Genomic DNA, 24,373 nt, shown 5'->3' on the forward strand with positions numbered 1-24,373 from the left:
ATGACCTCTGTGGACGACGAGAAGGCGCGGCGGATCGCCGCCGTCAACGCCAGCGACCGGGTGCTGTCGCACGGCAAGTACCCCACGATGCGGGAGCGGCTGACCCGGCTGGCGGCCCGGGACGGGCTGGACGCACCCACCGACATGTACGGCGACGGCGTCGTCGCCGAGGTGGAGCAGCGGGTGGCCCGGCTGCTCGGCACCGAGGAGGCGGTCTGGTTCCCGACCGGCACCATGGCCCAGCAGGTCGCGCTGCGCTGCTGGGCGGGCCGCACCGGCAACCCCACCGTCGCCCTGCACCCGCTGGCCCACCCCGAACGGCACGAGCGCGGCGCGCTGTCGGCGCTCAGCGGGCTGCGGACCGTGCACCCGACCACCGCGCGGCGGCTGCCGGACGCCCAGGAGATACGCGAGCTGGACGAGCCCTTCGGCACGCTCATGCTGGAACTGCCGCTGCGCGACGCCGGTTTCGTCCTGCCCTCCTGGGAGGACCTGACGGCGGTCGTGGAGGCCGCGCGCGAGCGCGACGCGGTCGTCCACTTCGACGGCGCCCGGCTGTGGGAGTGCCCGCCGCACTTCGGGAAGCCGCTGGAGGAGATCGCGGGCCTGGCCGACAGCGTCTACGTCTCGTTCTACAAGTCGCTCGGCGGTGTCGCGGGCGCCGCCCTGGCGGCCCCGTCCGACCTGGCCGCCGAGTTCCGCGCCTGGCGCCACCGCTACGGCGGGCTGCTGTTCCAGCAGTGGCCCACCGTCCTGGCCGCGCTGGACGGCCTGGACCGCGAACTGCCCCGGCTGCCGGAGTACGTGGCCCATGCCAAGACCGTCGCGGCGGCCCTGCGCCGGAGCCTGGCGCAGGCCGGCTGGTCCCAGGTGCACCCGGACGTGCCGCACACCCACCAGTTCCAGGTCTGGCTCGCCGAGGCGCCCGAGGTGCTCAACGAGGCGGGCGTGCGGCAGGCGGAGCAGACCCGCACCGCGCTCTTCGGCCGCTGGTCGGCCGGCGAGGCACCGGGGACGGCCATGACCGAGGTGACGGTCGCCGCCTCGGCCCTGGAGTGGGACGCGGAGGACGTCGCCGGCGCCGTGGACGACTTCCTCGGCTTCGTGCGCGAGGTCCGCAAGGACTCCTAGGGCCGGCTTCGACCCGGAGGGCAGATCCCGCGGCTCCCCCAGGTGCGGTGCGCCGCAAGGCGCAGCCGCTCGGACGATGCGGGCGGCTCTCCCCGGCGGAAAGCCGGGGAAGTACCCGCCGGGGGGCGCCTCCCAACGGTCGGACCCGGCCCTGGCGCGCCGCCAGTGGCCGAGGCCCGGCGCCCGCAGGCCGACGATCTTGCCGGCCTCGTCGGCGCGATGGTCGGCGCGGCCGGACCGCTCGGACGATGCGGGCGACTCCCCCGGTCCTTGGGAGCGCCGAGCTGTCGAACCCGGCCCTAGCGGGCCGCCGCCGCGGCGACCCGCTCGACGACGGGCCGCCAGTGGCCGAGGCCCGGCGCCCGCAAGCCGACGATCTTGCCGGCGTCGTCGGCGCGGCGCAGGGCGACCGCCGCCTCGAAGTCGGGGGCGGCCTCGAAGGCGGCGGCCTCCCCCGGCGTCATCGGGCCGCCCTGGCAGCCCAGGGTGCGGGCGCTCTCCGGGGAGAGGGCGAGGGCGGCGTCGGTGGCCGCCAGGTAGCGCTTTGCCGGGATGTGGAGGGCGACCAGACGGGCCACCCGCTCGCCGAGGAGGCCGGCGACGGCCGCGGCGGCGTGCTCGCCGTGGCCGGCCTCGTCCCCGGGGTACAGGTAGTGCCCGATGTCGTGGACGAGACCGGCGACCTGGAGTTCCTCGTCGCCGGGGTGGCGCTCGGCGAGGACGGCGGCGACCTGGAGGCCGTGGTCGAGGATGTCCACCGGGTCGCCGGAGCGGTCCGGGGTGTCCCAGGCGTCCTCGCAGTCGGCCAGCAGTGCCATGAGCCCGTCGACGGAGGACGGCGTGTGATCCCGGTTCATGGCCGTCACGCTGCCCCAGCGATCCGTCCGGCGGGTGTACGCCGGACGTCCGCCCGGTATCACCCGATCCGCCGCATGCCGGGCAGGGGGCTACCCTGCGCCGCCGCCGGCCTTGACGAGGCCGGTCTCGTAGGCCAGGACGACGGCCTGCACGCGGTCGCGCAGGCCGAGCTTGGTGAGGATGCGGCCGACGTGCGTCTTCACGGTCGCCTCGCTGAGCACCAGCTTCGCGGCGATCTCCCCGTTGGACAGGCCCTGGGCGACCAGCAGCAGCACCTCGCGCTCGCGGTCGGTCAGCCGGTCCAGCTCCTTGTGGGTCGGCTGCGACACGCTCGGCAGCAGGGGCGTGAAGCGGTCCAGCAGGCGGCGGGTGGTGCTGGGCGCGACGACCGCGTCGCCGCTGTGGACGGCCCGGATGGCGGCCAGCAGTTCGTCCGGCGGGACGTCCTTGAGCATGAAGCCGCTGGCGCCCGCCTTGAGCGCGGAGAAGGCGTACTCGTCGAGGTCGAAGGTGGTCAGGATCAGCACGCGCGGGCCGTCGCCGGGCTCCCGGCCACGGGGCGCGGTGCCGTCGGCGGCACCGCAGATCAGCCGGGTCGCCTCCACGCCGTCGAGCCTGGGCATGCGGACGTCCATCAGCACGACGTCCACCGCGGTGGAGCGCAGCGTCTCCACGGCCTCCGCGCCGTCACCCGCCTCGGCGACGACCTCCATGTCGGGCTGGGCCTGCAGCACCATGCGGAAGCCGGTGCGCAGCAACACCTGGTCGTCGACGAGCATCACGCGGATCGCCATGGGTAGCGGTGCCTCTTTCCCTGGGTCGGGTCGTGTCGGGTTGTCTCGGGTTGTCGGGTCCTGCGCCGGCCGGCCCGGCACGCCGCCGCTACCGCGCGGCCTTCACGGGCAGCACCGCGCTGATCCGGAAGCCGCCGCCGGGCCGCGGGCCGGCGTCGAGGGTGCCGGCGACCATGCCGACCCGTTCCCGCATGCCGATCAGGCCCTGGCCCTGCCCGTCCTCGCCGCCCGACTCGTACAGCTCCTGCTGGGCGCCGCGTCCGTCGTCCTCGATCAGCAGGGCCAGTTCGCTGTCGCGGAAGGTGAGCCGCACATTGGCCCGCACGTCCGGGCCGCCGTGCTTGCGGGTGTTGGTCAGGGCCTCCTGGACGATCCGGTACGCGGTCAGCTCCACGCCGCTGGCCAGCGGGCGCGAGTCGCCCTCGACCTCGAAGACCACCGGCAGTCCGGCGCCGCGCACCTGCTCCACGAGGTCGCCGAGCTGGTCGACACCGGGCTGCGGGACGTACTCGCCGCCGGCGGCGTCCCCGGTGCGCAGGAGGCCCAGCAGCCGGCGCATCTCGGTGAGCGCCTGGCGGCCGGTGCTGGAGATGGTCTCCAGGGCCTGCTTGGCCTGCTCGGGCGAGGCGTCCAGCACATAGGCCGCGCCGTCGGCCTGGACGACCATGACCGACACATTGTGCGCGACGACGTCGTGCAGCTCCCGGGCGATGCGGGCGCGTTCGGCCGCGACCGCGGCCTTCGACTGGGCCTCGCGTTCGCGCTGGAGGCGGGCGGCCCGCTCCTCCAGCTCCGCGTAGTAGGCGCGCCGGGTGCGCAGGCTGTCGCCGATGACCCAGGCCAGCGCGAAGGGGATGGCCACGAAGACCGCCCCGACGATCTGCGCCCAGCCGCTCTGGCGGTCGTCGGGCCAGCGCACCGACGCGATGGGCGAGGCCAGGAGGCCGCCGACCAGGGCCAGCCGGGACGCCCAGAGCGCGCTGTTGGCGGCGACGGTGTAGATGATCACGAGCATGGCGAAGTCGCCCGGGTTCACCCGGACATCGGCCACCAGCTGCGCGACGCCGACCACGATCGTCAGCAGCAGCATCCGCTCCGGTGCCCGGCGGCGCAGCGCGACCACCAGGGACAGCGCCAGCGACAGCGGGATGGCCGCGGCCCGCGTGTCCGGTGCGAGGTCCCCCGCCGCCATCCACAGGCTCGACAACCCGAGCAGGGCGACGGCCCAGAAGGTGTCGACCCATGTCGGGTGCCGGCGGAGGAAGTCGTAGAGACGCTGCACGTAACCCAGCGTAGGCACGCCGCACGTGTGCGGGAGTCAACCGGCAGAGCGATCCCGGGTACTCCGCAGGTTGGACGTGGGGCCGTCGGGGAGGAGGAATCGGGCGCGGGGTGCGGGACCGGTCAGCCGGCCCGGCGGTGGCTGCGCGTGCCGTTGCGGGACCGCTTCTCGATGTACATGCGCTGGTCGGCGGAGTGCAGCACCTCGTCGGCGGTCATCCCGCAGCCCGCCCAGCCGATGCCGAAGCTCGCCCCGACCCGGACCGCCCGGCCCTCGAAGCGGATCGGGGGGATGATCGCGTTCCGCAGCCGCACGGCGAGGTCCTCGGCGTCCTCGCGGCCCAGGCCGTCGGCGAGGACGACGAACTCGTCGCCACCGAGCCTGGCAACGGTGTCACCATCGCGTACGGCGCTCGTGAGCCGGCGGGCGACCTCGATGAGGACGGCGTCGCCGGTGTGGTGGCCGAACCGGTCGTTGATCGACTTGAAGCCGTCGAGGTCGCAGAAGAGCACCGCGAGGCCCTTGCCGCCCTCGGGGTCGTCGGCAGGCGGGACCGTGTGCGTGTGGTGGTCGTAGCCGGCCAGCGGGGGCACGCCGCCCTCGATCGGGTCGAAGCCGTAGCTGTACGCGAACTCGTCGCCCGCGTCCGCGGCGGTGTGGCCGTCGGCGTCCGGGGCCTGCGGCCGGGAGCAGATCCTGCCGGACAGCCGGGCACGCAGTTCCGCGCTGTTGGGCAGGCCGGTGAGCGAGTCGTGGCTGGCGCGGTGGGCGAGGGCCAGTTCGCGGCCCTTGCGCTCCTCGATGTCCTCGACGTGGGTGAGCAGGAAGCGGGGGCCGTCAGCGGTGTCGGCGACGACGGAGTTGCGCAGGCTCACCCACAGGTAGGAGCCGTCGCGGCGCTGCAGCCGCAGCTCGGCGCGGCCGCCCTCGGCGCTGGTGCGCAGCAGGACGCCGACGTCCTCGGGGTGGACGAGGTCGGCGAAGGAGTGGCGGCGCAGCACGGCCGCGGGGCGGCCGAGCAGCCGGCACAGCGCGTCGTTGGTCCGCACGAGCTTGCCGTGCTGGTCCCCGCCCATCTCGGCGACGGCCATGCCGCTGGGGGCGTACTCGAAGGCCTGCCGGAAGCTCTCCTCGCTGGCGCGCAGGGCCTGCTGCTCGCGCTCCAGGCGGACCAGCGCGCGTTGCATATTTGCACGTAGACGCGCGTTGCTGATGGCGATGGCGGCCTGGAAGGCGTACATCTGCAGCGCCTCGCGGCCCCAGGGGCCGGGGCGGCGGCCGCCCACCGGGCGGTCCACGGAGATCACGCCGATCAGTTCGCCGGCCCCGGAGGGATTGGCGTACATCGGGGCGAGCAGCCGGTCCTCGGGGTGCCATTCGTCGGGGAAGCGGGGCAACGGCCCGTCGCCGGGCCAGCTGGGGACGTCGTCGCCGTCCAGCACCCAGCCCTCGTGGTGGGGTATGAAGCGCAGCGCGCCCCAGTGCTCGCCCATGCTCAGCCGGCGCTCCCACGAGGCGCGCGAGCCCACGCGTCCGGCCATCAGGGCCTCGGCGGCGGCGCTCCCGGCGACGGCGGCGACCACCAGGTCGCTGTCCGGGCGGACCAGGTTGACCACAGCCAGCTCGAAGCCCAGCCCCTTGACCACCCCGTCGGCGACGGCCTGCAGGGTGTCGGCGAGACTGCGCCCGGTGTTGAGGTCCGCCACCACCTGGTGCACCTGGCGCAGGGTCGCGAGGCGGACATACGGCTCCGACTCGGTGTCCATGCGCTCTCCCGGGCCCTCGACGACAACTCCTGAGACTGCTTGTGGTCCGTTGTGGTCCGATTCCCACCGCAACTGAATCACAGCGAGCACCACGACCGGTACACAGGGTCAACAATTCATGTCACCTGTGACTCAAGTCACAGATGATTGTCGTGTTCCGATCACGCAGCGTAGAGCCCGCCGGGGGGCGCCTCACCCATTGAACACAAGCGGCCAGGTGAGCGGGGGTCGGACGGCGGAATCGCGGTCCGGGGGGAGGTCCTAGGACCAGGCTCGATCCCAAGTCCGATGCGGGTCCGGCGTCCGTACGGCTAGCGTCGTGGCGTGCCACAGTCAATCACCTCCCCGCCCGTGATCCCGCATCCTGGGACCGTGCCCGACGGTTCCGAGCCAGAGCCCCCGGCCGTGGACGGCGAAGCCTTCCGCGCCGCGATGAGCCGACTCGCCGCGGGTGTCGTCCTCGTGACCGCGCACGACCCCGAGGACGGCCCGAACGGCGAGGACGTCGGCATGACCGCGACCGCCTTCGTCTCGGTCTCCCTGGACCCGCCGATGGTGCTGGTGAGCCTGCGCGAGAACTCCCGGATGGACGACGTGCTGGAGCGCTGCCCGCGCTGGGCCGTCTCCGTGCTCAGCGAGAGCCAGCGGCACATCGCCGGGCGCTTCGCGATGCGCGGCCGCATCAGCGACCGCCTGCTCTTCGAGGACGTGGCCTACTACCGCGGCGAGGCCTCGGGCGCGCCCGTACTCGGCGGGGCCCTGGCGGTCCTGGAGTGCGAGACCGACCAGCGCGTGACGGCCGGCGACCACACCCTGGTGGTCGGGCGGGTGCTGGCCGCCCGCACGCCCAGCGCCGACGGCGCGCCCCTGGTGTACTTCCGCGGCCGCTACCGGCACCTGAGCTGAGCCAGGGGCCCGCGCGGCTCAGCCCCAGCCCCGCGGGTCGCGCCCGCGCTTGGTCTCGCCGCGCTGCTTCTTCTCCCGCAGCCGCCGCTCGTTGATCCCGCGCGGGATCCTCGTCGGCCGGCGCACCTTCGGCGGCGGCGCGGTGGCCTCGGCGAGCAGCGCCGCGAGACGGGTCAGGGCCGTCTCCCGGTTGCGCCACTGCGAGCGGTGCTCCGAGGCCCGTACGACCACGACACCGCCCACCAGGCGGGAGGCGAGGCGCTCCAGGGCGCGTTCCTTCCACACCGGCGGCAGGCACTCCGTGGCGGCCAGGTCGAAGCGCAGCTCCACCTGGCTGTCGGAGGTGTTCACATGCTGGCCGCCCGGCCCGGACGACCTGGAGAAACGCCACTGGAGCTCGGCCTCCGGGACGGAGACCGAGCCGCGGACGACGAGCGGCAGCGATCCGGACATGCTCCCCATGATCCCGGCAGGGGGCGCCCCCGTCACAGGGTTTTCGCGCCGTTAAGGAACCGTGCGCGCCCCTGACCGCGTTCACCCCGGTGAAGGTAGCGTCAGCGTCGGCACGTACGACCGACATCACGGAGGGGACTCCCATGGCTGTAAGCCTGTCCAAGGGCGGCAACGTCTCGCTCACCAAGGAAGCTCCGGGCCTGACGGCCGTCACGGTCGGCCTGGGCTGGGACGTCCGCACGACGACCGGCACGGACTTCGACCTCGACGCCAGCGCCATCGCGCTCAACACGGGCGGCAAGGTCTACTCCGAGGCCCACTTCGTCTTCTTCAACAACAAGCAGACCCCCGACCAGTCCATCGTCCACACCGGCGACAACCGCACCGGCGAGGGCGCGGGCGACGACGAGGCGATCAACGTCAACCTGGCGGCGCTGCCCGCCGACCTCGAGCGCATCGTCTTCCCGGTCTCCATCTACGACGCCGAGACGCGCACCCAGAACTTCGGCCAGGTCCGCAACGCCTACATCCGCATCATCAACCAGGCCGGCGGCGCCGAGATCGCCCGCTACGACCTGAGCGAGGACGCCGCCACCGAGACCGCCATGGTCTTCGGCGAGCTCTACCGCAGCGGCGCCGAGTGGAAGTTCCGCGCCGTGGGCCAGGGCTACGCCTCGGGTCTGGCGGGCATCGCCACCGACTTCGGCGTCGCTCTCTGAACGACCCCGCCGACAACCGGGCGACTGGTGCCCCGCACGCGACCGGCGTGCGGGGCATGTCCTTGCTCGCACCGCTCGAACCCCTCGCGCCCCGCATCCCCTTGGGCGGCGCCCTGCTCGGCGGGCTGACGGAGCTGTACGCCTCCAACGCCGCCTTCCACCGCGCGAGCGGCGACTTCCCGGACCCGGACCGCGTCACCCCGGACCAGGTCGCCGCGGCCCTCGACGCCGAGCGGGCGCACCCCGCCGCGGAGGTGCTGCTCGCCCGTGGCGCGGCCGACGGCGCCCTGGCGGGCCTCGCCGTCACCCTGGCCGAGCACCCGGACCCGCTCGACCCGTACCCGTGGATCGGCCTGCTGATGGTGCACGGCGGCCGGCAGCGGACGGGCCTGGGCCGGGAGCTCGCCGGACGCGTCGAGGAGCGCCTGCGCGCCGCGGGGCGGGACGGGGTGCGCCTGGCGGTGCTCGAAGGCAACCCCGGCGGGCTCGCCTTCTGGACGGCGCTCGGCTACCGGGTCGTGGACCACCGCGAGGACCGCGAGAGGGGCCGCCCCTGCGCCGTCCTGCACAAGGACCTGCCCGCGGGGCCGGCACGTACCATCGGCGGGTGATCGACCTCGGCTACTCGCTCTCCCGCCGCTTCCCCGACCCGCCGCAGACCGACTACCGCACCGCGGACGTGCGGACCCTGCGCCACGACCTGTTCTGCGGTGACGTCTACCTGGCGGACGTCAAGGCCGACCGCGAACTGTCCACAGCCTGGGGATGGGTCCCGGTCCTGGACTTCGCGTGGGCGCTGTGCGACATCGTCGAGCAGCTGGACCGCGACCCGCTCGGCGGCCGCGCGGCCCGCCCCCAGCACGCGGAACTGGACTTCACGGAGTCGACCGACCGGCTGCGCTTCGAGCGCCGCTTCGGCTGGGTGGACGTCGTCGCCGACTGGGCCCCGGACGAGCCGCCGCTCGCCTTCGCGCACAGCGACCTGCGGCGCGAGGCCCGCGACTTCCTGCACGACCTGGTCGCGGACCTCACCGACCTGCACGACGGCCTGGACGCCAACCCGGCGATCTGGGACCTGCAGGCCCGTTTCCCGCGCGTCTGACCCGTCCACGGATCGCCCGGACGGGCGCATCCGGAGTGCGGCGCCCGGGGGGCCGCCGTCCACTGGGGCCATGGACGACTACCCGTTGCTGAACCTGTTCTGGACCATGCTCCTGATCTTCTGCTGGGTGTTGTGGTTCTTCCTGCTCTTCCGGATCATCGGCGACCTGTTCCGCGACCACTCGCTGAGCGGCTGGGCCAAGGCGGGCTGGATCATCGTCCTCGTCTTCCTGCCGTTCCTCGGTGTGCTGGTCTACGTGATCGCCCGCGGCAAGAGCATGGCCGAACGCGATCAGAAGCAGGTCAAGGAGGCGGACGCGGCGTTCAAGCAGTACGTCCGGGAGGCTGCCGCGAGCGGCGGTGACGGCAGCTCCACCGGTACGGCGGGCACGGCAGGTGCGCACGCGTCCGCCGGGAGCCCGGTCGACCAGCTCGCCAAGCTCGCCGACCTGAAGAGCAACGGGCACATCACCGAGGACGAGTACCAGAAGGCCAAGGCGCGCATCCTCGCGTGACGCGGTTGACCTCAAGCACGGTTGAGGACGAACAGTGGGCGGTGCGGACCCGGTCCGGCCGCCCGCACATCTGTCCGCATCTCCCTGGGGGGCACTTCGTGCACGCCATCCGTCTCCATGCCTTCGGCCCCGCCGCCAACCTGAGGTACGAGCAGACCGCGGACCCCGAACCCGGCCCCGGGCAGGTGCGGATCGCGGTCGCCGCGGCCGGGGTCCACGTGATCGACACCGCGCTGCGCTCCGGCGCCTTCGACGGGCCCTATCCGCTGCCCGACCTGCCGACGGTCCCCGGGCGCGAGGTCGCCGGCACCGTCGACGCGGTCGGGGAGGGCACCGGCCGCGAGTGGCTCGGCCGGCGTGTCGTCGCCCACCTGGGCATGGTGCCCGGGGGCTACGCCGAACGCGCCGTGACCTCCGTCGAGCGGCTGCACGTCCTGCCGGACGGGCTGGGCTTCGCCGAGGCCGTCGCCATGGTCGGCACCGGCCGTACGGCCATGGGCATCCTGCGGCAGGCCCCTCTCGGGCCGGAGGACGTGGCCGTCGTGACCGCGGCCGCGGGCGGCATCGGCACCCTGCTCGTCCAGGCCGCCCGGAACGCCGGGGCCACCGTGCTCGGGCTCGCCGGCGGCCCGGCGAAGGCCGCGCGGGTCCGGGAGTCCGGCGCCGGCGCGGCCGTCGACTACACCGCGGACGGGTGGACGGACACCGCGCGGGCCGCGCTGGGCGGGCGGGCCGCCACCGTCGTCTTCGACGCGGTCTCCGGGGACCTCGGGCGCGGGGCGGTCGGCCTGCTCGGCCGCGGCGGGCGGCATGTGGTGTACGGGTGGGCCTCCGGCGGGTCGCCGGCCCTGCCCGAGGAGGAACGGGCCGCGCGCGGCATCACCTCCGCGGTGGTCCTCGGGCCCGCGATGGCGCGGGCCGGCGGTCCCGGCGGCCTGCGCGCCCTGGAGGAGGAGGCCCTGGCCGAGGCGGCGGCCGGACGGCTGCGGCCGACGGTCCACCGCTTCCCGCTCGCGGACGCGGCGGCCGCCCACAGCGCGCTGGAGACCCGGGGCACGACGGGCAAGGTCGTCCTGATCCCCTGACGGGCCGGGGCGCCGCGGTGTGCAGGGCGCGGGTCGCGGGCAGGGAGAAATCATGACAACTGCCCTGCGCACCCTGCGCGAGATCCCGCTCGACGGCGGGCCGGTGGAGTTCCGGGGCGCCCTCGACCTGGAGCGCACCGAGGCCGGTCTGCTGCCGCGCCGGCTGCCCGCGTGGACGCGCTCGCAGTACCCGGACGTCTTCATGGACGAGGTCACCGCGCTGCCGTCCGGCGTGCGGCTGGCGTTCCGTACCGCGGCCCGCGCCGTCGAACTGGAGCTGCTGACCTCGGTGTGGCAGCTCGACGGCAGCCCGGAGCCGCTGCCCGCGGGCGCGGTCGACCTGACCGTGGACGGCGTGTACGCGGGGACGCGGCCCGCCCCGCGCGGCCATGTCCTGCACAAGCCGGACCTCTTCGCGCCGCCCGCGCGCCGGCAGCGGGGGCGGCCGGGCCGGGTGCGCTTCGCGGGCCTGCCGGAGGGCGAGAAGGACCTCGAACTGTGGCTGCCCCAGCAGACCCGTACGGAAGTGGTCGGGCTGCGGGCGGACGCCGAGGTGCTCCCGCCGCGGCCGACCGGGCGCCCGCGCTGGGTCCACCACGGCAGTTCCATCAGCCACTGCGCCGCGGCCGACTCCCCGACCGCGACCTGGCCGGCGCTGGCCGCGGCCCTCGCCGGGGCCGAGCTGCTGAACCTGGGGCTCGGCGGCAACGCCATGCTCGACCCGTACGTCGCCCGGACGATCCGGGACCTGCCGGCCGATCTGATCAGCCTCAAGCTGGGCATCAACATCGTCAACCAGGCCGCCTTCCGGCTGCGTTCGTTCGGGCCGGCGGTGCACGGCTTCCTGGACACCGTCCGCGAGGGCCATCCCGGCACCCCGCTGCTGGTCGTCTCCCCGATCAGCTGCCCCGCCGTGGAGACCACCCCGGGGCCCACCGCGCCCGGTCTCTCCGCCGCCGGGCCGCGCGTCGTCGCCCTCGGCGACCCGGGGGACGTGCCGGGCGGCGCCCTGACGCTGACCGTGATCCGCGCGGAGCTGGCCCGTATCGTCGCGGAACGGGCCGCCGCGGGCGACCGCGGCCTCCACTACCTGGACGGCCGCGAGCTGTTCGGCCCGGGCGACGTGGCCGACCTGCCGGACTGCCTGCACCCCAACGCGGCCGGTTACCGCCGTATGGGCCGCCGCTTCGCCGCCCGTGCCTTCGGTCCCGGCGGGCCCTTCTCGGACCGCTGAAGCACCTCCCCCCGCCCGCTCGCGTGGTCGCAACGATTCACGTAAGCCGCGCAAGAAACAGACAGAGATCCGCACTTCATCATCAGTGTGCCGAAAACATCGCGCAGGAGCCTTGTGGAGCCGTCCACCGGGTCCTTACTGTCGCCTCACCTCACGACGTCCGCTCCGCCTCGCACGTCCAGGGCGGTCGCGCCTACGAGAGAAACGAGCTGGGGATGGCAGGGAGCAGCAGGAGCAGGAACACCTGGCGAAGAACGGTCGCGGTGGTCGCCGCGGCGGCCGGGATCGGGCTCGGGCTCGGCGGGACCGCGCAGGCGGGCACCGGCGCGGCCAAGGCCGCCGGCCCCGTGGTGACCCGGGCGGCACTGGATCCGGCGCTGGTCGCCGGACGCGGCGCCGACCCGGGGTTCGCCGAGCAGGAGGCGGAGAACGCCGCGACGAACGGCACGGTCATCGGCGGCCGCAGTGCCTACACCCTCCCCGCGGAGGCGTCCGGGCGGAAGGCGGTGACCCTGGAGCGCGGCCAGTACGTGGAGTTCACCCTCCCGAGCGCCGCGAACGCGATCACCGTGCGGTACAGCATCCCGGACGCGCCGGGCGGCGGCGGCATCACCGCGCCGCTCGACGTGACGGCCGGCGGGCAGGGCCGCCGGACGATGACGCTCACCTCGCAGTACGCCTGGCTCTACAACCAGTACCCGTTCTCCAACGACCCGCAGGCCGGCCTGCTCCACGACGACTGGTGGATCACCGAGTGCGGCTGCGTGCCGAACGCCACCACCCCGACACCGGTGATCGCCAAGCCGTTCCGGCCGAACCACTTCTACGACGAGCAGCGCCTGCTGCTGGGCCGGACGTACAAGGCCGGCGAGAAGATCCGGCTGACCGTCCCCGCCCGCGCCGGGGCCGTGACGACGACGGTCGACCTGCTGGACTCGCAGCTGGTGGGCGCCCCGCGGATCGCCCTCGTCGCCGCGAACGTGCTCGCCTTCGGCGCCGACCCGACCGGGCGGCGGGACTCCGCGGGCGCCCTCGACAAGGCGATCGCCTTCGCGCGGCGCGCGCACCTGAAGGTCTACATCCCGCCGGGGACGTACCAGGTCAATCGCCACATCGTGGTGGACGACGTGACGATCGAGGGCGCCGGCAGCTGGTACACCGTCATCAAGGGCAAGGAGGTCGCCCTCGGCACCCCGGCGCCCGACGGATCGGTGCACACCGGGGTCGGCTTCTACGGCAAGGACGCCTCGGCCGGCGGCAGCCACGACGTCCACCTGTCGGGCTTCGCGATCGAGGGCGACGTCCGCGAGCGCATCGACACCGACCAGGTGAACGGCATCGGCGGCGCGCTCTCCGACTCCACGATCGAGGGCCTGTACATCCACCACACCAAGGTGGGCATGTGGTTCGACGGCCCGATGTCGAACCTGCGCATCACGGGCAACGTCATCACCGACCAGATCGCCGACGGCCTCAACTTCCACACCGGCGTGACCGATTCGGTGGTCCGCAACAACTTCGTCCGCAACTCCGGGGACGACGGGCTGGCCATGTGGTCGGAGAAGACCGCGAACGCCCGCAACACCTTCGACCACAACACGGTGCAGACCCCCGTGCTCGCCAACGGCATCGCGATCTACGGCGGCACGGACAACACGGTCTCCGGCAACCTGATCGCCGACCCGATCCGCGAGGGCAGCGCCCTCCAAGTGGGCTCCCGCTTCGGCGCGGAGCCGTTCGCCGGGCATCTGTGGATCACCGACAACACCACAGTGCGGGCGGGCACCTACGAGCTGAACTGGAACATCGGGCTCGGCGCCATCTGGTTCTACGCGCTGGAGAAGTCCATCGACGCCGACATCCGCGTGACCGGCGACCACTTCCTCGACAACACCTACAACGCGATCATGCTGGTCTCCGACTTCCCGGTGAAGGACGCCTATTCCATCAGCAACGTGCACTTCAAGGACATTCGGGTCGACGGCACCGGCACCTCCGTGGTGAGCGCGCGCGCCGCCGGCTCCGCGTCCTTCGAGAACGTCGACGCCCGCAATGTGGGCGCGGTCGGGGTGAACAACTGCGGTTCGTTCAACTTCCCCGCCACCGGCTCGGAGTTCACGCTGAACGACCTCGGCGGCAACGACGGCGGCGGCACGACCGGGCCCTGGCTCGGTTCCTGGGAGCTGCCCAACACCATCACCTGCGACGACCGTCCGCCGGTGGTCGTCCCGCCGGCGCCCTCCACCTGGTAGCCGCGACCGAACCGACCCTCTCCGCGCCCCCGTACCGCACCGTGTGGTACGGGGGCGCGGACACACCAAGATCCGGCCAATATTTGACCGAATCCATAGACGTGCCACTCCTGTGGGTCATCTGAAGACCCGCAATCGGCCATCTGTCCTTCGCCATGCGGGTGTCGTGTGTACGCGAGCCGGTGTTCGACCGGCAGGACACTCATAAGGACACACGCAATGACACTTCGCGGGAAGAGATCCGTGGGAGCCGGCGCACGCCGCACCGCGGTGGTCACCGCGCTGGCGCTGGCTCTGGCCGGTTCGGTCACCGGTGCCGCCACCGCCTCGGGAACCTCCGGGGACGGGGCGGCGCAGGACCAGGCCGCCACGCCGGACTGGCTGCCGCAGACGCCGGAGAACTGGCCGCTCGTGGTGGACTACAGCCGCACCCCGGGCGAGACGGTGACCCAGGGTCTGGAGCACTACAGCGAGACCTACGACACCGTCGGCGGCCGCCAGCAGGTCCAGGTGCTGAGCGCCGACCTGACCGACCCGAACCTGCGGGTCGGCATGGTCGAGGCGGGCGACACCCTCACCAACCCGGCGGACGAGACGGTCTCGTCGATGGCCAACCGCACCCACGCGGTCGCGGGCGTCAACGGCGACTACTTCGAGATCCACGCGAGCGGCCGTCCGCTCGGCGGCGTGGTGACCGACGGCCGCCTGCTGAAGAGCCCCAAGCCGGGCTTCGCCTCGCAGCTGGGCGTCCGCCCCGACGGCTCCATGGTGATGGGCCCCGAGGCCTTCTCCGGGACCATCACGGACGGCGCCGCGACCCGCGCGCTCACCTCGGTCAACACCGTGGGCGACCTGACGTCCGGGGGCATCACCGAGGTCACCTCCGACCTCGGCGCCGCCACGGGTCTGGCGAACGGCACCCTGGTGCTCGGCCACACGGCCGACGGCGGCTTCACCGTCGACAGCGTGCAGACCGGCGTGACCTCCCTCCCGCAGCTCGGCAAGGACCAGCTGGGCCTGCTCGGCGGCGGGGCCGGCGGCACCTGGCTGTCGGCGAACCTGCACACCGGCGACACGGTCGGCATCACCACGCGGCTGTCCCCGGACAACGATGTCACGCAGCTGGTCAGCGGCGTCGACACGCTGGTCAAGGACGGCAAGGTCTACAAGGACCCGACCGGCACCCCGCCGAGCGGCGCCAACCCGGAGACCGCCGTCGGCATCACCAAGGACGGCAAGCACGCCATCGTCGTCGCGGTCGACGGCCAGGGCGGCGCCACCCGCGCCTTCGGCGTGACCCGCGACCAGGTCGCGGGCTACATGGTCGCCCACGGCGCCGACACCGCGATGCTCTTCGACGGCGGCGGCTCGACCACGATGGCCGTGCGCGCCCCCGGCGCCACGCGCACCGAGGTCGTCAACACCCCGTCCGACCAGCCCGGCAACACCGAGCGCCCGGTCGCCAACGGCATCTTCTTCTACTCCACGGAGAAGGAGGCCGGCGAGGCCCACAAGGTCGTCGTGAACGGCGGCGACCGCATCACCACCGTCCCCGGCAGCACCATCCCGCTGTCGGTGTACGCCACGGACAAGGTCGCCAACCCGACCACAGGCACCGTGGACGTGCGCGTCGAGCCCGCGTCGCTCGCCTCGTACGAGAACGGCAGGCTCACCGCGCACACCAGCGGTGAGGGCGAGGTCATCGCCACCAGCGACGGCCGCACCACCTCCGAGAAGCTGGAGGTCGCCGCCGAGCTCAAGGACCTGTCCCTGTCGCCCGACACCGTCGACATGGGCAACGGCGGCACCCAGCAGCTGACCCTGACGGGCACCGTCAAGAGCGGCCGCACCACGGACATCTCCGCCGACGCGGCCGAGTGGACGGTCACCCCGTCCTCGCTCGGCACCGTCGACGCGCACGGTGTGTTCACCGCGGACGCGAACAACGGCGGCCTCGCCGAGGTGACCGCGAAGGTCGGCGGCCGGACCGCCACCGCCTCGGTCGCGGTCGGCAGCGTCAGCAAGACCATCGACCCGATGAACAGCACGGGCGTGTGGCGGCTCAGCAACAACACCACGGGCAAGCCGGCCACCCTGTCCACCGAGCAGGGCGTCGTCCCGCCGGGCTCCACCGAGTCCGCGTCGCTGCGCCTGGACTACTCGATGCCGGCCGGTTCCGGCGTCAAGCAGCTGGTGCTGTCCCCCAACGTCACCCTGAAGACCGACACCAACGGCGGTCACGTCCCCACCGGCATCGGCGTGTGGATCAAGGGCGACGGCAACGGGATCGAGCTCGCCGAGAAGTACATCAACGTCAACGGCTCGTCGACCACGCTGTACCCGACGTTCGTGACCTGGAACGGCTGGCACCTCGCGGTCGCGCAGCTGCCCGCCGGCATGCAGTTCCCGCTGACGATCAGCTTCATCGACTTCCTGGCGATCAGCCCGAGCACCGCCTACAGCGGCACGCTCAACGTCTCCGGCCTGCAGGCCCTGTACTCGCCGCGACCGGTCACGGTCCCCGACTACAAGGCGATCCCGGACAACCCGTCCTGGCTGAAGTTCGAGGAGAACGCGGACGACTTCGCCAAGAGCGGCAGCACCCTGCTCGCCGGCGACGACGCCCACATGCTCGCGAGCGACCCCGGTTCGGTCAGCAGCAACGTGATGGACTCCATCGCCAAGCGGCTGCCCGCCCTGAGCCCGCAGGCCCACCCGGACGCCGCGCAGTTCCTCGGCGACATGGCCGACGACGGCAAGCTGGCCGACCTGCAGTTCGCGAAGTCCAAGATGGACGCCCTCGGCATCCCCGAGCGCGACATCGTCGGCAACCACGAGATCACGCAGGGCGCCGACTCCGAGAACGGCAACTACAGCGACACCTTCGGTGACACGCACTACGCCTACAGCCAGGGCGCGGCGCGACTGATCGTCACCGACAACTCGCACGGCAGCCTGCAGTCCTCGGACCCGTTCCAGGACCCGACCGGCGCCCAGTACCCGTGGCTCGTCCAGCAGTTGACGGACGCCACGGCCAAGGACGTGCTCGTCGTCACCCACATGCCCGCCTACGACCCCCACCCGGCCGCGAACAGCCAGTTCACGGACCGCTGGGAGGCGCGCATGTACATGCGGCTGGTGCAGAAGTTCCAGCAGTCGCACCCGGCGCAGCACGTGATCATGATGTACGGCCACGCGCGCGGCTTCTCCGAGCAGATCCTCGACCCCGAGGGCCGCAGCACCACCACCGCTCAGGGCGGCATCCCGCAGTTCGCCTTCGCGGACCTCGGCATGCCCGCGTACGCCCCCGCGGACCAGGGCGGCTTCTACCACTTCGGCCTGATCCGCATCGGCACCGACGGCAACCTGCAGTACTCCGTCGAGCCCTCCCTGGCGTCCATCGCCGTCACGGCGCCCACCGCGCCGATGGAGCGCAACGACGAGGTGACCCTGACCGCGACCGGCCTCCAGACCGGCGGCGACAACATCGCCCCGCTCAGCATGCCGATCGCGGACCCGGCGTCCCACGTCTGGTCCTCCAGCAACACCAAGGTCGCCGAGGTGGACCCCACCACCGGCCGCCTGCGGGCCCACCGCGCCGGCACGGCCACCATCACGGTGACCAGCGGCGGCGTCACGGGCACGGCTCAGATCACGGTCAAGTAACCCACTGACCGCGCACGGTTCCGCCTCCCCGGCCCACCAGGCCCGTGCGGCGGCCGTGGGGCCGTGAACGCCGACAGCAGGACGCCCCGGACCGATCCACGGTCCGGGGCGTTCTGCCGTCAGCGGGGGCCGACGGGTGTTACCGCACGTCGACGTAGGTGGTGGCCGTGTTGCTGACCAGGAAGCCGCTTCCGGTCGCCGTGTCGAAGACCACGGCCCACGTACCGTCCTGCGTCGCCCGTTCCAGATTGGCGATGTGTCCCTTGTCGACGCCCAGGGCGTGCACGTACCGGTAGCTCTTGGCGCCACGGGGCCGGAAGTACAGGGACACCTGGCTGTCGCGGAACCCCTTCCAGGCCGTGCCCTCCCGGTACTGAAGGGTGCCCGTCAAGTAGGTCCACTCGCCCTTCCGCACCGACTTGGGCGAAGCCTTGAAGCCGGTGATCCGGGTCGTCAGCCGGTGCCGGTGAACGATCGGGGTGACCGCGGAGGCGAGATCGGGGTTGCCCTGGAACCGGACGCGCCAGTAGCCGTCGGATGGGGCCGTACGGCTCTGCCCGAAGGTCTCCGCGACACCGGCCTTGTTGTGGCGGACGGTCACCGGGAGCGTCGCCACGGCCTTCCAGCCGGTCTTGCCGTTCTTGGAGTAGTCCAGGACGACGGCCGGCTTGGCGGGCCAGTGCGCACGGCTGTCCTTGAGGTTGAGCGAACCCGTGACATGGAGCCGGGACCGGTCGTCGAGGCTCACGGTGGCGTTGAGCGCGGTCTTGAACGCCACATGGACGGTCAGCGGCTGGGACGACATCGTCGCGAACGGCTCGTCGTCACCGGCCAGCACCACCTTGCCGGCGAGGGCGGCACCGGTCGAGGGCACCTTCAAGGTGTACCGGCCGTGGCTGTCGGTGTACGCGCTGCCGAGTTCGGTCGCGCTCGGGCCGTTCGTGTAGGCGATCCGCGAGCCGGGCAGGGGCCGCCAGCCCTCGGGCGTCTGGATCTCCGCAAGACCGGTGACCGTGCCGGTGGCACCCTGGGCGAGGTTCAAGGTGTGCGTGTTCACCGAGACCCTGGTGGGCGACTGCACCGTGGAGATGTACACCAACGACGACACCGGGTGGAGCGCTTGGGGATCAGTGTCGGAACCCCACTGCTCGGCATACACCGTGGAGGCGCGGTCCTTGGGCACGAACTCGGCCGTGAACCGCCCATCCGGACCCGTGACCACCTGGATGTCCGCGCGGCCCGTGTAGATCTCCACCTTCTCCCCCGCCGCGGGGACGGACGCGGCCGGGTCACCCGGCGGCTCGGCGATGAGCGTGCCCGAGACGGTGACCCGCTGGTGCGTGTAGTCCGGTGCGGTCGGCGTGACGGCGAAGTCGGGAATCCTCATGGCCGTCTGGTAGTGGAGCACGTCTTTCGCATGGCTCAGACCCGTGAACGTGGCACCGGACGCGTCCGTGAAGTCGTAGGCGATCCGGTATTCGCCGTGCTGCGGCAGGTGCACGGCGGTCTGCCATTTCAAGGCCTTCGCCGCCGGATCGCCGATGATGCTGAAGTCACTGGTGGACCCGGCTTCCGGCGTTCCCTCCGGACTGCCCTTCGGGAAGAAGTGGGCGGTCACGCTCGTGACCGGGGTGTCGGACGAGGTGCGGACCATCAGGGTGCCGGGGTGCTGGTAGTCCCCGGAAGTGATGAACACGGGCGGTGCGGGGGTGGTGGCCCCCTGAGCCGGCGTGGTGGCCGCGAAGGCCGACACACCGAGTGCCGTCGAGATCGCGGCGGACAGCATGATGGAACGTCGCAAAGCGTTTCCCCCCAGAGAAGACATGCGATGCGGCACCCGGCAGCAACGCCGGCGCAGCTGGCCGGACTTGGCTCCACGGCAGTCGCGTCCAAGTCGGGCCCGAGCACATTAGCGCACGCGTTCGCAGGCCATCCACGAGGTTTGCGCCGCCGGCCGGCATGGCTCCCCGCGTACCCCGGGGGCACAGCCGGAGCCACGCCGCAGCAGGCACCCGCGGACCCATGGCATCAGCCACCCGGTGCGAGGTCGGCAGCCGCGGCGATACCACCCGTGAATGCCGAAGGCCCCGGACCGATCACGGTCCGGGGCTCTTACGCTGCTCGGCAACGTGAGCGGAAAGGGGCTGCTCAGCGCACGTCCACGTAGTCGTGGTAGCTCTCGGCGTCCACGTAGGAGCCGGACGCGAGGTAGACCCCGACCCAGGTGCCGTCCTGCTTCGCGGTGAAGCGGGCGGTGAAGCGGCCGTGCGAGTCGGCCTTGACGGAGCCGAGCTGCGTCCAGGCCTTCTTGCCCTTGGCCTGGAAGAGGATGTAGACGCGCTGCTTGCCGAACGCCACCCACTTCGTGCCGCTCAGCTTCTGCACGGTGCCGGTGGTGGTCACGGTGCGGCCCTTGCGCACCGGCTCGGGACCGGCGTTGAAGCCCGTGATCCTGGTCGCGGTGCGGTTGAAGTGCACGGAGTTGGAGTAGCCGGGCTGGTAGTCCGACGACCCCGTCGAGTACAGCCGCCAGTAGCCCTTCGGCACCGCCACGTACGCGTCGAGATTGAAGGTGCCGTTGGACTTCACGGTGAACCAGCCGAGCGACTTCCAGCCGGACTTGCCGTCGGCCGACTGCTGGAGGTACAGCTTCCGGTTCGGCGGCACCTTGGCATCGCTGCCGTTCATGCTCCCCTGGATGTGCAGGTCGGAGTACTCGTCGAGCCAGCTCGTACAGAAGCAGATGCTGGTCCGGTTGATGACGTCGACCTTGAACTGCGCGTGCGAGGCGGTCAGATACGGGTCGTCCAGGTAGCTGTCGAGGCTGGTCTGCACCGTGAACGTGGTGTCGCCGGACAGCAGGTACGGGTAGGTGAGCGCGAAGCGCCCGGCGGCATTACTGGTCGCCGTCGCGTAGTAGTCCATCTCGACCGCGACACCCTTGGCCGGACGCCAGGTCCCGCCGTACAGGTATTCCACGATGCCGGATGAGGACGCCTTGACGCCGTACTTGATCCGCACGCTGGAGTGGTCCAGCCGAATCCGGCTCGGGCTGACCACGACCGGCAGGGTCTTGCTGTCGACGAGCACGTAGGTGTTCGTGCCGTCGGGGTTGGCGATCCAGAAGGAGAGCGAGACCGCGACGGACTTGGCGTTCTCGCCGTTCAGCCGCGGCGCCACGTCGATCGCGTAGCTGCCGTCGGCGGCGGTGACAGCGCTGTAGGCGTACTGGGCGATCACGCTCAGCTCCTTGCCGGCCAGCGGCGAAATGTCGCCGGTGATCGGGTCGAAGAGCGAGATGCGGCCGCTGAGCTTGACGTGCGTGTGCTCCACGTCCAGCACGGCGGGGCTGATGCTGCGGTCGGCGAAGACCGGCTTGGGCTCGACGTCCACGGTGGTGACGCCCGTGGCCGAGGTGCTGTCACCGTCGCTGTCCTGTGCGCTGACCGTCACGTCGTAGCCGCCGTACGAGGGCAGTTGCGACATGCGCGGCGAGCGCCAGACGCCGTCCTGCGGCGTGCCGGAGACGAGCGTGAAGCCGGTGACTGTCACGGTCGCCGGGGCCGCGCCGTGCAGCTCCGTCAGTTCGGCGGACACCTCGGTGATCGCCGAGTCGGAGGAGACGGCCACGGTAAGGAAACCGGCGTCGGAAGGGTCGGACCCCACGCTGCCGAAGACCGGGGCGCCGGTGCCGTCGGCGGGCGCGCTGCCACCCGGGTCGGGCGCCGGGTCGCCCGAGGACGGGTCCGACGGCGTCGGGGTGTCCGAGGGCGCGTCGGAGGCCGCGTCGGACGGGACGCCGGTGGGCGTGTCCGGCGTCGGCGTCGAACCGGCCGTCGGGGTCGTGGTCGCGGCAACGGCCGGGTCCTGCCCGGGCGTGCCGCCGTCGGCCGCGTACGCCAGCGCGGGCGCGGCAAGGAGTGCGGCGCTCAGCGCGGCGGACACGGCCACCGACGCCAAAGAGCGTGTTCTCACTGCTGAATTCCCCCCACGGGAATGGCGCGGCCTCGCTGCCCCGGATATGCGGAGGCCGGCCGCGCTCCTTGTACGGCTGCTGTGAACATCACGCAACGCGTCGAACTGTAGTACCTGCCACCGAACATGAAAGCAAGGCCGCACGCAGCCGGCAGCGCTCGCTCGCGGAGGAGCCCCGGTCCGGAAAGCTGACGCCCCGGACCACACTTCGCCCGGGCTTGCGCCGAGCTGCGGCAATACGGTTCCGTCACCGCCGTTCCCCGTGGCGCCGCGCACCGACGACACCAGAAGATCGACAACAGGGGAGCCGAGCTCCTCGGCCGCATTCGAATCAGCAGGACCGGGGACGCCGCACACGCGTGACATCCGCCACACGGCGCGAGCCATCGGCCGCATGGACCGCCTGCTCCGGCGCCGCCCCAACCGCGAGCAACCGCCCCCGGCCGCTGCCACCCGCGAACGCAGAACGCCCCGGACCGACCGTGGTCCGGGGCGTTTGCGCTGCTCAACGACTGGAGCCGCCTGTCGGGTTCGAACCGACGACCTTCGCTTTACAAGAGCGGTGCTCTACCAGCTGAGCTAAGGCGGCACGGCGCCCCCGTGCCCGCCGTGGTGACCGGTGGGTGGGGTCAGGGAGAAGTGTACCCAGGCGGCGAGGGGGGAGGGTCGGGGAATTGGGAGGCGGGAGGGTGCTGACAAAGCCGGGCGCGGGGGGTAGCGTCACGGAAAGTCCACATCACGTGGACTAGACCTCATCTCCTTTACTCGGATCGTCCGGCACGTTCCTGCCGGTGAAGGGACCAGTGCACCATGGCCACTGTCACTTTTGACAAGGCGACCCGGATCTACCCCGGGTCCGAGCGCCCCGCTGTCGACGCGCTGCAGATCGACATCGCGGACGGCGAATTCCTCGTCCTCGTCGGCCCCTCGGGCTGCGGCAAGTCGACCTCGCTGCGCATGCTGGCCGGCCTGGAGGACGTCAACGACGGCGCCATCCGGATCGGCGACCGGGACGTCACCCACCTGCCGCCCAAGGACCGGGACATCGCCATGGTGTTCCAGAACTACGCGCTGTACCCGCACATGACCGTCGCGGACAACATGGGCTTCGCCCTGAAGATCGCCGGCGTCAACAAGGCGGACATCCGCAAGCGGGTCGAAGAGGCCGCCAAGATCCTGGACCTCACCGAGTACCTGGGCCGCAAGCCCAAGGCGCTCTCGGGCGGTCAGCGCCAGCGTGTGGCGATGGGCCGCGCGATCGTGCGTGAGCCGCAGGTCTTCCTCATGGACGAGCCGCTGTCCAACCTGGACGCCAAGCTGCGTGTCCAGACCCGTACGCAGATCGCCTCGCTCCAGCGCCGCCTGGGCACCACCACGGTCTACGTCACCCACGACCAGACCGAGGCCATGACCATGGGCGACCGCGTCGCGGTCCTCAAGGACGGTCTGCTCCAGCAGGTCGACACCCCGCGCCACATGTACGACCGGCCGGCCAACCTCTTCGTCGCGGGCTTCATCGGCTCCCCGGCGATGAACCTGGTCGAGGTGCCGATCCACGACGGCGGCGTGAAGTTCGGCAACTCCGTGGTGCCGGTCGAGCGCGACGCGCTGCAGGCCGCGGCCGACAAGGGCGACCGCACGGTCACCGTCGGCGTCCGCCCGGAGCACTTCGACATCGTCGACGGTGACAGCGCGGCGCTCTCGAAGGACGAGCCGGCCGGTCTGGCCGTGACGGTCAACGTCGTCGAGGAGCTGGGCGCGGACGGTTTCGTCTACGGCTCGGCCCAGGTCGGCGACGAGCACAAGGACCTGGTCATCCGCGTCGGCGGTCGCAGCGTGCCCGAGAAGGGCTCCGTCCTCCGCGTCGTGCCGCGCGCCGGCGAGACGCATGTCTTCTCCACCTCCACCGGTGAGCGCCTGAGCGACTGAGGCGACGCGCACGTCCGGCGCACCTGACGCGCCCGACGCGCGAGCGGTACGCACCGTGGCCCGGCCCCCGCGCAAGGGGGGCCGGGCCACGGTCGTTTCCCGCTCGCTCCGGCCCCCGTTCCCACCCGTCGCAGGTGCCCCGGAAGAGCACACCATTTGCGGGCACACACCCGCGTTTCGAGCATGTTCGTCAATGCCCCCGTAGTCGATCAAGAGGCATTCATCACTCGTCAGAGTGGCTAAATGTCGCCAAATCATTACTCCTCGCTACCATCACTGCCGTGAACCAGGTAGCCCGCCGTATCGGCAAGTCACTCGCCCTCGTCCTCCCGGTCGTCCTCGTACTGTCCGGCACCCTCGCGGTCACCCGTGTCCCGTGGGCCACTTCGGCCTCCGAGGCGCAGATCCTCACCGCCTCCCACGACAAGGAGGCCGTCTCGGCCGGCCGGTCGGCCCCGCAGGAGGTGCTGCGCCGCAAGCTCCTGTCGGAACTCCAGGCGAAGAACCCGGGTGTCGCCCTCACCTCGCTGCAGCGCGAGATGGCGGCCCGCCCGTCGCTGGCCCAGTACTGCGGCTCGCTCGCCAAGTCGCTGGGACGTGCCGCGGTGGCCAAGTACGGCTCCGTGCAGCGCGCGCAGTCCTGGTCGCGGCCGGTCTGCGACACCGCCTTCGCCACGGGCGTCGCCTCCGTCGGATGACCCGACGCC

The 24,373-nt window shown here is 72.1% G+C and carries 19 protein-coding genes and 1 tRNA gene; 12 read left to right on the forward strand and 8 right to left on the reverse strand.

All coding sequences use genetic code 11. The annotated features are described in order from the left end of the window. Positions 1–1,131: a threonine aldolase family protein gene (locus ACIP64_RS36605; RefSeq protein ID WP_401595794.1), complete on the forward strand. Its 1,131-nt coding sequence runs from the start codon at positions 1–3 to the stop codon at positions 1,129–1,131. A 299-nt stretch (positions 1,132–1,430) separates the two neighbouring features. Here the strand turns inward: ACIP64_RS36605 and ACIP64_RS36610 are convergent, their stop codons facing one another. The 4 genes from ACIP64_RS36610 to cdgB all read right to left on the reverse strand — a co-directional run bounded on the left by ACIP64_RS36610 (position 1,431) and on the right by cdgB (position 5,831). Further along, entirely contained in the window at positions 1,431–1,988 is a 558-nt protein-coding gene (locus tag ACIP64_RS36610; protein WP_401595797.1) for an HD domain-containing protein, read from the reverse strand. Between the two features lie 90 nt (positions 1,989–2,078). Next, complete coding sequence (locus tag ACIP64_RS36615; protein ID WP_401595799.1) at positions 2,079–2,783, reverse strand: response regulator; 705 nt, start codon at positions 2,781–2,783, stop codon at positions 2,079–2,081. Between the two features lie 88 nt (positions 2,784–2,871). Next, entirely contained in the window at positions 2,872–4,065 is a 1,194-nt protein-coding gene (locus ACIP64_RS36620; protein WP_401595802.1) for a sensor histidine kinase, read from the reverse strand. Between the two features lie 122 nt (positions 4,066–4,187). After that, positions 4,188–5,831, reverse strand: coding sequence for a diguanylate cyclase CdgB (cdgB, locus tag ACIP64_RS36625; RefSeq protein WP_401595805.1), 1,644 nt, complete (start codon positions 5,829–5,831; stop codon positions 4,188–4,190). A 432-nt stretch (positions 5,832–6,263) separates the two neighbouring features. Between cdgB and ACIP64_RS36630 the strand changes: the two genes are divergently transcribed. Then, positions 6,264–6,737 (forward strand): flavin reductase family protein, encoded by a 474-nt coding sequence (locus tag ACIP64_RS36630; protein WP_401595887.1) that lies wholly within the window; start codon positions 6,264–6,266, stop codon positions 6,735–6,737. Positions 6,738–6,755: 18 nt separating this feature from the next. Here the strand turns inward: ACIP64_RS36630 and arfB are convergent, their stop codons facing one another. Further along, entirely contained in the window at positions 6,756–7,199 is a 444-nt protein-coding gene (gene arfB / locus ACIP64_RS36635) for an alternative ribosome rescue aminoacyl-tRNA hydrolase ArfB (RefSeq protein ID WP_401595807.1), read from the reverse strand. A 134-nt stretch (positions 7,200–7,333) separates the two neighbouring features. Here arfB and ACIP64_RS36640 point away from each other — a divergent pair, with 134 nt between their 5' ends. The 8 genes from ACIP64_RS36640 to ACIP64_RS36675 all read left to right on the forward strand — a co-directional run bounded on the left by ACIP64_RS36640 (position 7,334) and on the right by ACIP64_RS36675 (position 17,762). After that, positions 7,334–7,909, forward strand: a complete 576-nt coding sequence (locus ACIP64_RS36640; protein ID WP_401595810.1) for a TerD family protein — start codon at positions 7,334–7,336, stop codon at positions 7,907–7,909. Positions 7,910–7,965: 56 nt separating this feature from the next. Beyond that, the gene (locus tag ACIP64_RS36645; RefSeq protein ID WP_401595813.1) at positions 7,966–8,520 is read left to right on the forward strand and encodes a GNAT family N-acetyltransferase; all 555 of its coding nucleotides are present in this window, start codon (positions 7,966–7,968) and stop codon (positions 8,518–8,520) included. Further along, on the forward strand, positions 8,517–9,011 hold the full coding sequence (locus tag ACIP64_RS36650) for a hypothetical protein (RefSeq protein ID WP_401595815.1): 495 nt from the start codon (positions 8,517–8,519) through the stop codon (positions 9,009–9,011). The genes ACIP64_RS36645 and ACIP64_RS36650 overlap by 4 nt, the downstream gene beginning before the upstream one ends. 70 nt (positions 9,012–9,081) lie before the next feature. Next, positions 9,082–9,525 (forward strand): SHOCT domain-containing protein, encoded by a 444-nt coding sequence (locus ACIP64_RS36655; protein ID WP_401595817.1) that lies wholly within the window; start codon positions 9,082–9,084, stop codon positions 9,523–9,525. Between the two features lie 98 nt (positions 9,526–9,623). Continuing rightward, positions 9,624–10,610 (forward strand): zinc-binding dehydrogenase, encoded by a 987-nt coding sequence (locus ACIP64_RS36660; protein ID WP_401595819.1) that lies wholly within the window; start codon positions 9,624–9,626, stop codon positions 10,608–10,610. Positions 10,611–10,662: 52 nt separating this feature from the next. Next, the gene (locus ACIP64_RS36665) at positions 10,663–11,844 is read left to right on the forward strand and encodes a GDSL-type esterase/lipase family protein (RefSeq protein ID WP_401595821.1); all 1,182 of its coding nucleotides are present in this window, start codon (positions 10,663–10,665) and stop codon (positions 11,842–11,844) included. A gap of 215 nt (positions 11,845–12,059) precedes the next feature. After that, on the forward strand, positions 12,060–14,096 hold the full coding sequence (locus ACIP64_RS36670) for a glycosyl hydrolase family 28-related protein (protein WP_401595824.1): 2,037 nt from the start codon (positions 12,060–12,062) through the stop codon (positions 14,094–14,096). Positions 14,097–14,339: 243 nt separating this feature from the next. Beyond that, complete coding sequence (locus tag ACIP64_RS36675) at positions 14,340–17,762, forward strand: phosphodiester glycosidase family protein (protein WP_401595826.1); 3,423 nt, start codon at positions 14,340–14,342, stop codon at positions 17,760–17,762. Positions 17,763–17,901: 139 nt separating this feature from the next. Here ACIP64_RS36675 and ACIP64_RS36680 read toward each other — a convergent pair whose 3' ends face one another. From ACIP64_RS36680 to ACIP64_RS36690, 3 genes are all read right to left on the reverse strand, one after another. Continuing rightward, the gene (locus ACIP64_RS36680) at positions 17,902–19,563 is read right to left on the reverse strand and encodes a hypothetical protein (RefSeq protein WP_401595828.1); all 1,662 of its coding nucleotides are present in this window, start codon (positions 19,561–19,563) and stop codon (positions 17,902–17,904) included. A 347-nt stretch (positions 19,564–19,910) separates the two neighbouring features. Further along, on the reverse strand, positions 19,911–21,737 hold the full coding sequence (locus tag ACIP64_RS36685) for a hypothetical protein (RefSeq protein WP_401595831.1): 1,827 nt from the start codon (positions 21,735–21,737) through the stop codon (positions 19,911–19,913). A 513-nt stretch (positions 21,738–22,250) separates the two neighbouring features. Then, positions 22,251–22,326: transfer RNA gene (locus ACIP64_RS36690), tRNA-Thr, on the reverse strand. Positions 22,327–22,547: 221 nt separating this feature from the next. Here ACIP64_RS36690 and ACIP64_RS36695 point away from each other — a divergent pair. Both ACIP64_RS36695 and ACIP64_RS36700 read left to right on the forward strand, forming a co-directional pair. After that, positions 22,548–23,666: an ABC transporter ATP-binding protein gene (locus tag ACIP64_RS36695; RefSeq protein WP_401595833.1), complete on the forward strand. Its 1,119-nt coding sequence runs from the start codon at positions 22,548–22,550 to the stop codon at positions 23,664–23,666. 281 nt (positions 23,667–23,947) lie between these two features. Then, positions 23,948–24,364, forward strand: a complete 417-nt coding sequence (locus ACIP64_RS36700) for a hypothetical protein (protein WP_360910140.1) — start codon at positions 23,948–23,950, stop codon at positions 24,362–24,364. Positions 24,365–24,373: the final 9 nt, after the last annotated feature.

The sequence above is a fragment of the Streptomyces sp. NPDC088733 genome, from assembly GCF_044751185.1.
Lineage (GTDB): Bacteria > Actinomycetota > Actinomycetes > Streptomycetales > Streptomycetaceae > Actinacidiphila.